General features: G+C 68.1%; 12 protein-coding genes. 10 read left to right on the forward strand and 2 right to left on the reverse strand.

Going from position 1 to position 9,658, the window contains the following annotated elements; translation table 11 throughout:
* Together HUV06_RS11885 and HUV06_RS11890 are read left to right on the forward strand one after the other, a co-directional pair.
* Window positions 1-555, forward strand: a 555-nt coding sequence (locus tag HUV06_RS11885) for a L,D-transpeptidase family protein (RefSeq protein WP_174301480.1), incomplete at its 5' end; no start/stop codon positions are given.
* Window positions 556-650: 95 nt separating this feature from the next.
* Window positions 651-1,235, forward strand: a complete 585-nt coding sequence (locus HUV06_RS11890; RefSeq protein ID WP_217433826.1) for a DUF882 domain-containing protein — start codon at window positions 651-653, stop codon at window positions 1,233-1,235.
* Window positions 1,236-1,414: 179 nt separating this feature from the next.
* Here the strand turns inward: HUV06_RS11890 and HUV06_RS11895 are convergent, their stop codons facing one another.
* Both HUV06_RS11895 and HUV06_RS11900 read right to left on the reverse strand, forming a co-directional pair.
* Window positions 1,415-1,624, reverse strand: coding sequence for a hypothetical protein (locus tag HUV06_RS11895; RefSeq protein WP_174301481.1), 210 nt, complete (start codon window positions 1,622-1,624; stop codon window positions 1,415-1,417).
* A 3-nt stretch (window positions 1,625-1,627) separates the two neighbouring features.
* Window positions 1,628-1,813 carry a hypothetical protein gene (locus HUV06_RS11900; protein ID WP_174301482.1) on the reverse strand — a complete coding sequence of 62 codons (186 nt, stop codon included), beginning with the start codon at window positions 1,811-1,813 and terminating at the stop codon, window positions 1,628-1,630.
* A gap of 116 nt (window positions 1,814-1,929) precedes the next feature.
* Between HUV06_RS11900 and purL the strand changes: the two genes are divergently transcribed.
* The 8 genes from purL to pnp all read left to right on the forward strand — a co-directional run.
* A complete protein-coding gene (gene purL, locus HUV06_RS11905; RefSeq protein ID WP_174301483.1) occupies window positions 1,930-4,170 on the forward strand; it encodes a phosphoribosylformylglycinamidine synthase subunit PurL in 2,241 nt (746 codons plus the stop codon).
* 115 nt (window positions 4,171-4,285) lie between these two features.
* Window positions 4,286-4,906, forward strand: a complete 621-nt coding sequence (locus HUV06_RS11910; protein ID WP_174301484.1) for a CDP-alcohol phosphatidyltransferase family protein — start codon at window positions 4,286-4,288, stop codon at window positions 4,904-4,906.
* A 64-nt stretch (window positions 4,907-4,970) separates the two neighbouring features.
* Window positions 4,971-5,963, forward strand: coding sequence for an ADP-glyceromanno-heptose 6-epimerase (rfaD, locus tag HUV06_RS11915; RefSeq protein WP_174301485.1), 993 nt, complete (start codon window positions 4,971-4,973; stop codon window positions 5,961-5,963).
* 115 nt (window positions 5,964-6,078) lie between these two features.
* On the forward strand, window positions 6,079-6,558 hold the full coding sequence (gene rbfA / locus HUV06_RS11920; protein WP_174301486.1) for a 30S ribosome-binding factor RbfA: 480 nt from the start codon (window positions 6,079-6,081) through the stop codon (window positions 6,556-6,558).
* Window positions 6,555-7,517, forward strand: coding sequence for a tRNA pseudouridine(55) synthase TruB (gene truB / locus HUV06_RS11925; protein ID WP_174301487.1), 963 nt, complete (start codon window positions 6,555-6,557; stop codon window positions 7,515-7,517). Before rbfA ends, truB begins: the two co-directional genes overlap by 4 nt.
* Before the next feature lie 7 nt (window positions 7,518-7,524).
* Complete coding sequence (gene rpsO / locus HUV06_RS11930; protein WP_174301488.1) at window positions 7,525-7,794, forward strand: 30S ribosomal protein S15; 270 nt, start codon at window positions 7,525-7,527, stop codon at window positions 7,792-7,794.
* A gap of 46 nt (window positions 7,795-7,840) precedes the next feature.
* Complete coding sequence (locus tag HUV06_RS11935; protein WP_174301489.1) at window positions 7,841-8,035, forward strand: hypothetical protein; 195 nt, start codon at window positions 7,841-7,843, stop codon at window positions 8,033-8,035.
* Window positions 8,036-8,096: 61 nt separating this feature from the next.
* Window positions 8,097-9,658 (forward strand): polyribonucleotide nucleotidyltransferase (gene pnp / locus HUV06_RS11940; protein WP_174301490.1); only part of this gene is annotated, 1,562 nt, incomplete at its 3' end.

Here is a 9,658-nt window from a genome sequence, read left to right on the forward strand (position 1 = left end):
CACTCCAACATCTCCGACATCGTGCTGAACCCGCCCTGGCACGTGCCCGACACCATCGCCAAGAAGGAGATCTGGCCCAAGGCGCACAAGGACCACGGCTATCTGGCGAGGAACCAGTACCACGTCATCGACGGCCGCCTGATCCAGAAGGCCGGACCGAAGAGCGCGCTCGGCCGGTTCAAGTTCAACTTTCCCAACAGCTTCGACGTCTACCTGCACGACACCCCGGCCCAGGCCGCCTTCGGCCGCAGCAGCCGCCTGGCCAGTCACGGTTGCGTGAGGCTGGAGCAGCCCAAGGCGCTGGCCAACCTGCTGCTGGAAGGCGACGGGAGCTGGACGCCGGAGCGGGTCGACAAGACCGTCGCCAGCGAGGATACGGTGCGTGTGCCGCTGTCACAGACCGTGCCAGTCTATATCCTGTATTGGACGGCGTTCGTGGACAACTCGGGCCAGACCCAGTTCCGCGCCGACGCCTATGACTGGGATCACAAGCTGATGGACCTGCTTAACTCGGCGAAAGGCCGCGATTCAGACGCCATAAACCTCACGACTTAACCGCGTTGCAACTCGCCCCGTGGGACAACGTGTCCTGTCGGCGCGCCTGGCCGCACGTAGTTAACGGGACACGCCTAACCGCGTGAGGGTGAGTAGTGTACGCAAGACGCGATATCTTCAAGCTGGGTCTGTCCGGCGCTTCGATGGCCGCGGGCGCGACGCTGCTGCCCGGGCTCGGCAAGGCGCAGGGCTATCTCGGCGCCCAGGGCTTTTGGGGCGCGCCGGGCGGCCTCGGCCCGCGCGAGGTCGCGGTGCACAACCTGCACACCGGCGAGTCGATCTCGGCCATCTACTTCGACCGCGGCCGCTACGTCCAGGACGCGCTGGACGCGATGAACCACGTCATGCGCGACTATCGCACCGGCGAGATCCACGAGATGCAGCCCCAACTGTTCGACCTCTGGCACACCATCCGCGACGTGACCGGCAGCCGCCGGCCGTTCCAGATCATCTCGGGCTACCGCTCGCCCGAGACCAACGCCATGCTGCACGAGACGACGAACGGCGTGGCGCAGAACAGCTACCACATGAAGGGCATGGCCTCGGATATCCGGCTCGAGGACGTGGAACTGTCCCACCTGCACAGCGCCGCGCTGGCCATCGGCCGCGGCGGCGTGGGCTACTATCCCTCGTCGGACTTCGTGCATGTGGACGTGGGGCCGGTCCGCCATTGGGGCTGAGCAAGAGGGGCGACACTCCCTCATCCCTTATAACCGCTCATCCCGGCGACTGCCGGGACCCAGATCATAGGGCTCCGTTCGAGCAGGTCTGGCTAAGCCCGGGACATTGAGCCCTTTGATCCGGGTCCCGGCAGTCGCCGGGATGAGCGGATCAAAGTCCGCCAGTCAGCACAAAGCTGTCAGGAAACGGGTTCAGCCCGCCCGAACCCGTCGCCGGTGTCCTCCTCGTCGTCCGCATCGACTTCCGTGCTCCGCTCCTCGGAGCCCAGCCCGTCGCCCGGGTCACGCTGGCGCTGCAGGTCCTTCTCGCCCATGCCCAGCCCCTGCTCGCGGCCGCGGTCGACCTCCACGGTGGAGGGATCGTAGGTCTCGTCGGTCTTCTCGGCCATGGCTCAGGCCTCCTCGCTGTCTTGTACGTCGTGGGCGCGGTTGCAGGCGTCCTCCTCCCGCTCGTGCGCGACGCTGACGTCTTCGCCGAGGGTCGGGCTCATCCCCTCGTCGTTGTCCGGCCGGGTGACGGGGCGGTCGAACATCTCCTCGAAGGCGTTCTTACGAAGGGTGGGTTTCGGATCGGCCATGCGGCGCTCCTGACTGGGAAGGTTCGTGGAGTCTAATCCCCTCCCCGGCCCGGCCGTTCCCCGAGGCGGGGCGCACGCGTCCTGACAGGGTCCGCGGAATCCGCTAACCGGGCGCGATGCAAGCCGCCGCCCCGAAGCCTATGGCCGACCTCGCCCGCGAGTACGGGCTGAAGGCTGAAGAATATGCCCTGATCTTGACGCGGCTGGGCCGCGAGCCGAACGCGGTGGAGCTCGGCGTCTTCTCGGTGATGTGGAGCGAGCACTGCTCCTACAAGTCCTCCCGCCTGCACCTGAAGACCCTGCCGACCACGGGGCCAAAGGTGATCTGCGGTCCAGGCGAGAATGCGGGCGTAGTTGACATCGGCGATGGCCCCAACGGAGTACGGCAGGCCTGCATCTTCAAGATGGAGAGCCACAACCATCCGAGCTTCATCGAGCCCTACCAGGGCGCGGCGACGGGCGTCGGCGGCATCATGCGCGACGTCTTCACCATGGGCGCGCGCCCGGTGGCGCTGCTGAATGCGCTGCGCTTCGGGAGCCCGGACCACCCCAAGACCCGGCGGCTGGTGGCGGGCGTCGTGTCGGGCATCGGCGGCTACGGCAACTGCGTGGGCGTGCCGACGGTGGGCGGCGAGACCAACTTCGACACGGGCTACGACGGCAACATCCTGGTCAACGCCATGTGCGTCGGCATCGCCGATGCGGACAAGATCTTCTATTCCGCCGCGCCCTCCGCAGGCCTGCCGGTGGTCTATTTCGGCTCCAAGACGGGGCGCGACGGCATCCACGGCGCGACCATGGCCTCGGCGGAGTTCGACGAGGACAGCGAGGATAAGCGCCCTACCGTGCAGGTCGGCGACCCGTTCGCCGAGAAGCTGCTGATCGAGGCCACGCTGGAGCTGATGGCCACGGGCGCTGTGGCCGCGATCCAGGACATGGGGGCGGCGGGCCTCACCTCGTCCTCGGTGGAGATGGCCGGCAAGGGCGGCGTGGGGATCGAGCTCGACCTCGACGCCGTGCCCCAGCGCGAGACCGGCATGAGCGCCTACGAGATGATGCTGTCGGAGAGCCAGGAGCGCATGCTTGCCATCCTGAAGCCCGGCCGCGAACCGGAGGCCTACGCCATCTTCGAGAAGTGGGGCTTGGACGCTGCGGTGATCGGCGCCACCACCGATACCGGCCGCATCGTGCTGAAGCACCATGGCGAGACGGTGTGTGACCTGCCGCTTGGCCCCCTGTCCGACGACGCGCCGCTCTACGATCGCCCCTGGACCGAGCCGCCGGAGCTCCCCCGCCTGGACCCTGCCGACGTTCCGCCGCCGGTCGACTGGCGAGAGGCGGTGATCAAGCTGATGAGCTGCCCGGACATGGCCTCCAAGCGCTGGCTGTGGGAGCAGTACGACCGCCATGTCATGGCCGACACCCTGGCCGACAGCGCCACCGCCGCAGACGCGGGTGTCGTACGGGTTCACGGGACCCGCAAGGCCCTGGCGATGACCTCCGACGTCACGCCCCGCTATGTCGCCGCCAACCCCTACGAGGGCGGCAAGCAGGCGGTGGCCGAGGCTTGGCGCAACCTGACCGCCGTGGGCGCCGATCCCATCGCGGTGACCGACAACCTGAACTTCGGAAATCCGGAGCGGCCGGAGATCATGGGCCAGATCGTGCGCGCCATCGCCGGCATGGGCGAGGCCTGCCGCGCGCTGGACTTCCCGGTAGTGAGCGGAAACGTGAGCCTCTACAACGAGACCAACGGGGCCGCGATCCCGCCCACGCCGACCGTAGGCGCCGTGGGGCTGATCCCCGACTATGCGGAGGCCATCGGCTACGCCAGGATGCGGGCCGGCGACACCCTGGTGCTGATCGGTGAAACCCGTGGCGAGCTGGGCGCCAGCCTGTACCTGCGCGAAGGGCTCGGGGCGGACGGTCCTCGGCGCGATGGCTGGGCGCCTCCGCCGGTCGACCTCGGCGCCGAGAAGCGGCACGGCGATCTTGTCCGCAGACTGATCCGCGAGGGCCACCTGCACGCCGTCCACGACCTCTCCGACGGCGGCCTGGTCGGCGCGGCGGCAGAGATGGCGCTGGCATCCGGTGTCGGGGTGGAGCTGCGCGCCACAGCGCTGGTCCATGCCCACGGCTACCTGTTCGGCGAGGACCAGGGCCGCTACCTGCTGGCCACGCCTGATCCCCAAGCCGTGCTGCAACGGGCGCGCGAGGCCGGCGTGCGGGCCAGCGAGGCGGGCCATGTTGGGGGCGAGGCCTTCGCCTCCACCAGCCTGTTCGCCATCGCCCTGGCCGACCTCCGGCAGGCTCACGAGGGCTGGATGCCCGGCTTCATGGACGCGCCAGCGACCTGATGGGTGCGAGCCGAAGCGGTGCGACCACGCTCCGCTTTGCTTGAAGGACAGTTTGCGCGAACATTGCGCAGAAGAAATCCGGACCCACGTAGGCCGGATCGTCCGGAGCCTTCCCTTGAACGATACCTGGACCCACGCCGCCGCGCGCTGGATGGTCCGACCCCTGGTCGGCACGGGCGTGACGCCCAACCACCTGACCACCCTGCGCCTGATCACAGGCGTCGCCGCCTGCATCGGCATCGCGCTCGGCGCGCCGGCCGGCGCCGCCTGGGGCGGCGCGCTGTGGCTGGCTTCCGCCTTCCTGGACCGGGCCGACGGCGAGCTGGCGCGGATAGGGAACATGATGAGCGCGGCGGGACACCGTTACGATTATCAGGTCGACCTGTGGGTCAACTCCGCCTTCTTCCTGGCGGCGGGCGTGGGTCTGCGTCACAGCTGGCTTGGGCCGTCCGCGCCGCTCGTCGGCTTTGAGGCCGCCATGGCCATGGTCGCCTGCTGCTGGCTGTCGGAGGTGTACGAGAAGCTCTCCGGCCCCGGCGTGCGCATCTGGAACGGCGGTTTCGGCTTCCATCTGGATGACGCGCTCTATCTGCTCGCCCCCATCGTGTGGCTGGGATGGCTGGCGCCCATCCTGGTGGCGGCGGCGGTGTGCTCCACCCTGATGGCCGGCGTCATCCTGGTCCGCTACCTCGGCCTTCGCCGGCGGTTGCACCGGGTCGCTGCGGCCGGCGCCTGAGCGCTGGCGCGACCGCGGCGGCTGTCGTAAGCGGCCGGTCGGCGACCGGCGGACCTGGGCGGGCATGGACGATCTCATCCTGGTGACCGGCGCTGCCGGCTTCATCGGCTCCAACGTGGCGCGCATGCTGGCCGAGGACGGCGCGCGGGTGGTCGCCTGCGACTGGTTCGAGCACGGCGCCAAGTGGACCAACCTGCAGGGCGTGCTGCTCCACGACGTGATCCGGCCCGAGGCCGCGCCCGCGTGGCTGAAGGCGCAGGCCGAGCCGCCCTCGGCCATCGTCCACATGGGGGCCGTGTCGGCCACCACGGAAACGGACGTGGACCTGATCGTGGATCGCAACATCCGCGCGACGCTCGACCTGTGGACCTATGCGGCGGAGCACGGGAGCCGGCTGATCTACGCCTCCTCCGCCGCCACCTACGGCGATGGCTCGCAGGGCTTCGTGGACGACGACAGCCCCGGGGCCCTGGCCCGGCTGAAGCCGCTGAACGCCTATGGCTGGAGCAAGCACGTGGTGGACCGGCGCGTCGCCGACGATGTGCGGCGCGGTCGGCCGACGCCTGCTGGCTGGGCGGGGCTCAAGTTCTTCAACGTCTATGGCCCGGCCGAGGCTCACAAGGGCGCCATGCGATCGGTTGTGCACCAGATCTATCCGGCCGCGAGCCGGGGCGAGACGATCAGCCTGTTCAAGTCGCACCATCTCGACTACGCCGATGGCGGCCAGTTGCGCGACTTCATCTATGTGGCCGATTGCTGCGCGGTGATCCGCAACATGCTGCGAGCGCCCCAGCTGTCGGGCATCTACAACGTAGGCACAGGTAAGGCGCGCAGCTTCGCCGACTTGGCGCGCGCGGTGTTCGCCGCAGCCGACCAGCCTGCGGCCATCGCCTACCGCGACATGCCCGAGGCGCTCCGAGGTCGCTACCAGTACTTCACCGAGGCCGACACGGCGAAGCTCCAGGCGGCGGGCCTGGCGCCGAACTTCCATTCACTCGAGGACGGGGTGGCGGCCTATGTACGCGACAGCCTGAGCGCGGAATTTGCTGTCATATAGGCGCCGCTGGACAAGCCGGCCGCCACCGCCTAACTCCCCCCGCTTTCCGGCGTACCGCCCCAATGCTCCCGCCCGCGTCCGAACCGTGGGCTGATCGAGCCGAAGAGAGTTCCCCATGAAACCAGGTCAGAAAGGCCGGCGCGACGCCGGTCCGTCGCAGCGTCAGCTCCGCGCGGGCGAGCTGGTGCGCCATGCGATGGCGGAGATCCTGCGCGAGGAGAACCTCAACGACGGCGCCCTGGAGGACGTCTCGGTTACGGTGACCGAGGTGCGCATGAGCCCGGACCTGCGCCACGCCATGGTTTTCGTGGAGCCGCTAGGGGGCGTGCATGTGCGCGCGGTGATCGAGGGCCTGAACCGCGCCGCCAAGTTCCTGCGCGGCAAGCTCGGCCGCCATGTGGAGCTGAAGTTCACCCCGGACCTGCGCTTCGTCCACGACGAGAGCTTCGCCGAGGCTGACCGCATGGAACGCCTGATCGCCCAGGCCCGGCAGGCCGACGCCGTGCGCCATGCGGAAGAGGCGGCGGACGACGAGGAGCCGATCGGCGGGTCGGTGCGGGTGTTCACCGCCCCCTCCAAGGCGGACGACGAATGAGCCGCCAGCGCAAGAAGAAGGGCGATCAGGTCTCCGGCTGGGTGTGCCTGGACAAGCCGGTGGACCTCGGCTCCACCGACGCGGTGTCGCGCATCAAGCGGCTCTACAACGCCCAGAAGGCCGGCCATGCCGGCACGCTGGACCCGCTCGCATCCGGCATCCTGCCCATCGCGCTGGGCGAGGCCACCAAGACCGTGCCCTTCCTGATGGAGGCGGAGAAGAGCTACCGCTTTACCATCGCCTGGGGCCAGACCACCGCCAGCTTCGACCGCGAGGGCGAGACCACCGCCAGCTCCGACGTCCGCCCGCCGCTCGCCGATGTCGAAGCCGCCCTGCCCGCCTTCCGCGGCGAGATCATGCAGGTTCCGCCCAACTTCTCGGCCATCAAGGTGAACGGCGAGCGCGCCTATGACCTGGCGCGGGAGGGCGTCGCGTTCGAGCTGGAGGCGCGCGCCATCATCGTGCATCGGCTGGAAATCACAGAGCACGACGCCGACCACGTGACCTTCGAGATGGACTGCGGGAAGGGCTCGTACGTCCGGGCGGTGGTGCGCGATCTGGCCTCCGCCCTGAACGCCTGCGGGCACGTTTCGGCGCTCCGACGCACCCGGGTGGGCGATTTCACTGAGGCCAACGCGACGCCTCTGGAAAAACTCTGCGAAATCGAGGATACTGCCGATCGCCTGGGGGTGCTGCTTCCGGTCGAGACCGCGCTGGACGACATCCCGGCCCTGGCCCTGACCACCGAAGACGCCTTCAGGCTGAAGCAGGGACGCAGCGTCGTCCTCGTTCCCCGACAGGTGGAAGAGCTTCGCGCCCGCCTCGTCCCGCGATCCGTCGCGGGCCACGATGCGGGTCGAACCGTTCTGGCCACCTACGAGGGACGGGCGCATGCCCTCTGCGAACTCCGAGCAGGCCGGGTCAGTCCGACCCGCATCTTCCACCTCGACCAGGAGTAGTTCAACGATGTCGATCACGCCCGACCGCAAGGCCGAACTGATCACCACCCACGCCCGCACCGAAAACGATACGGGCTCGGCCGAAGTCCAGGTCGCGATCCTCTCCGAACGGATCGCCAACCTGACCGAACACTTCAAGACCCACAAGAAGGACAACCACAGCCGTCGTGGCCTCCTGAAGATGGTGTCCCAGCGCCGCCGGTTGCTGGACCACCTGAACGCGTCGGACGCCGAACGCTACAAGGCCATCATCGGCACGCTCGGCCTGCGGCGGTAAGCGATCTGCGTGCTTCGAGACGCGGCCTGAGGACCCGCTCCTCAGCATGACGAAGATTCTGGCGAGCTTCTTTAGCAGCACCAACCTTCGTCATGCTGAGGAGCCCGAAGGGCGTTTCGAAGCACGCACCACTGCGGACACCATCGTCCGCCATTATCGCGAGGGTCTCGTCGATCCTCGAATCCACCCCGCCCGCATGGGCGTGCGGGGTCACTGGAGAGGCATACCCGGACCCGCCTAGAAGCCGCGCCCGCCCCTGTCCGCCCGCGAGCAATGGGGCTCGTGGAACCGAAAGACCTTTCATGTTCGACATCAAGCGCAAGACCATAGAGTGGGGCGGCCGCTCGCTGACCCTGGAAACCGGCCGCATCGCCCGCCAGGCCGACGGCTCAGTGCTCGCCACCTACGGCGAGACCGTCGTGCTCGCCACCGTGGTGGCCGCCAAGACCCCCAAGGCGGGGATCGACTTCTTCCCGCTGACGGTGAACTACCAGGAGAAGACCTTCGCCGCGGGCAAGATCCCCGGCGGCTTCTTCAAGCGCGAAGGTCGTCCGTCCGAGAAGGAGACGCTCACCTCGCGGCTGATCGACCGTCCGATCCGTCCCCTGTTCGTCAAGGGCTTCAAGAACGAGGTCCAGGTCGTCGTCACCGTGCTGGCGCACGACCTTGAGAACGATCCCGACATCGTGGCCATGGTCGCCGCGTCGGCGGCCCTCACGCTGTCCGGCGCGCCCTTCATGGGCCCGATCGGCGGCGCCCGCGTCGGCTACATCGACGGCGAGTACGTGCTGAACCCGACGCTGGACCAGGTGAAGTCCGCGGACAACCGCATGGACCTGATCGTCGCCGGCACCGCGGACGCGGTGATGATGGTGGAATCGGAGATCCAGGAGCTCGCCGAGGACATCGTGCTCGGCGGCGTCACCTTCGCCCACAAGCACATGCAGCCGGTGATCGACGCCATCGTCGAGCTCGCCGACCACGCCGCCAAGGAGCCGGTGGACTTCCAGCCAACAGATTTGGACGCGCTCACGGTTGCTATCGCGCTGAACGTGAAGGACGACCTGCTGGCCGCTTACCGGCTTACTGCCAAGGCTGAACGCCATGAGGCCGTGCAAGTGGCCAAGGCTAAAGCGAAGGCTCACTTCGCCGAAGTTCAGGATGAGGCGGGGATGGATCCCGCCAAGTTCAGCTCTGCCTTTAAGGAGGTTGAAGCGGCGGTCCTACGTAGGGACATCATAGATAACAAGCATCGTGTGGATGGCCGCGACCTGACGACGGTCCGTGCCATCGAGTCGGAAGTGGGCATCCTGCCCCGCGCCCACGGCTCGGCCCTGTTCACCCGCGGCGAGACGCAGGCGCTGGTGGTGGCCACGCTCGGCACCGGCGACGACGAGCAGTTCATCGACGCGCTGGAAGGGACCTACAAGGAGAAGTTCCTCCTGCACTACAACTTCCCTCCCTACAGCGTCGGCGAAACCGGCCGCATGGGCTCGCCCGGCCGTCGTGAGATCGGCCATGGCAAGCTGGCGTGGCGGGCGCTGCGCCCCATGCTCCCCACCCCTGAGGAGTTCCCCTACACGATGCGCCTGGTCAGCGAGATCACCGAGTCCAACGGCTCGTCCTCGATGGCCTCGGTCTGCGGCGGCTCGCTCGCCCTGATGGACGCCGGCGTGCCCTTGAAGAAGCCGGTCTCCGGCGTCGCCATGGGCCTGATCCTGGAGCCGTCGGGCGAATTCGCCATCCTCACCGACATCCTGGGCGACGAGGACCACCTCGGCGACATGGACTTCAAGGTCGCCGGCACCGCCGACGGCATCACCTCGCTGCAGATGGACATCAAGATCCCCGGCATCACCGAGGA

The organism is Caulobacter sp. S45, assembly GCF_903642205.1.
GTDB lineage: Bacteria > Pseudomonadota > Alphaproteobacteria > Caulobacterales > Caulobacteraceae > CAHJWH01.

Coding starts and splice junctions, on each gene's coding strand:
- HUV06_RS11895 (WP_174301481.1), bottom strand. CDS start 1,624: ATGGCCGAGAAGACCGACGAGACCTACGATCCCTCCACCGTGGAGGTC.
- HUV06_RS11900 (WP_174301482.1), bottom strand. CDS start 1,813: ATGGCCGATCCGAAACCCACCCTTCGTAAGAACGCCTTCGAGGAGATG.
- purL (WP_174301483.1), top strand. CDS start 1,930: ATGCAAGCCGCCGCCCCGAAGCCTATGGCCGACCTCGCCCGCGAGTAC.
- rfaD (WP_174301485.1), top strand. CDS start 4,971: ATGGACGATCTCATCCTGGTGACCGGCGCTGCCGGCTTCATCGGCTCC.
- rbfA (WP_174301486.1), top strand. CDS start 6,079: ATGAAACCAGGTCAGAAAGGCCGGCGCGACGCCGGTCCGTCGCAGCGT.
- truB (WP_174301487.1), top strand. CDS start 6,555: ATGAGCCGCCAGCGCAAGAAGAAGGGCGATCAGGTCTCCGGCTGGGTG.
- rpsO (WP_174301488.1), top strand. CDS start 7,525: ATGTCGATCACGCCCGACCGCAAGGCCGAACTGATCACCACCCACGCC.
- HUV06_RS11935 (WP_174301489.1), top strand. CDS start 7,841: ATGACGAAGATTCTGGCGAGCTTCTTTAGCAGCACCAACCTTCGTCAT.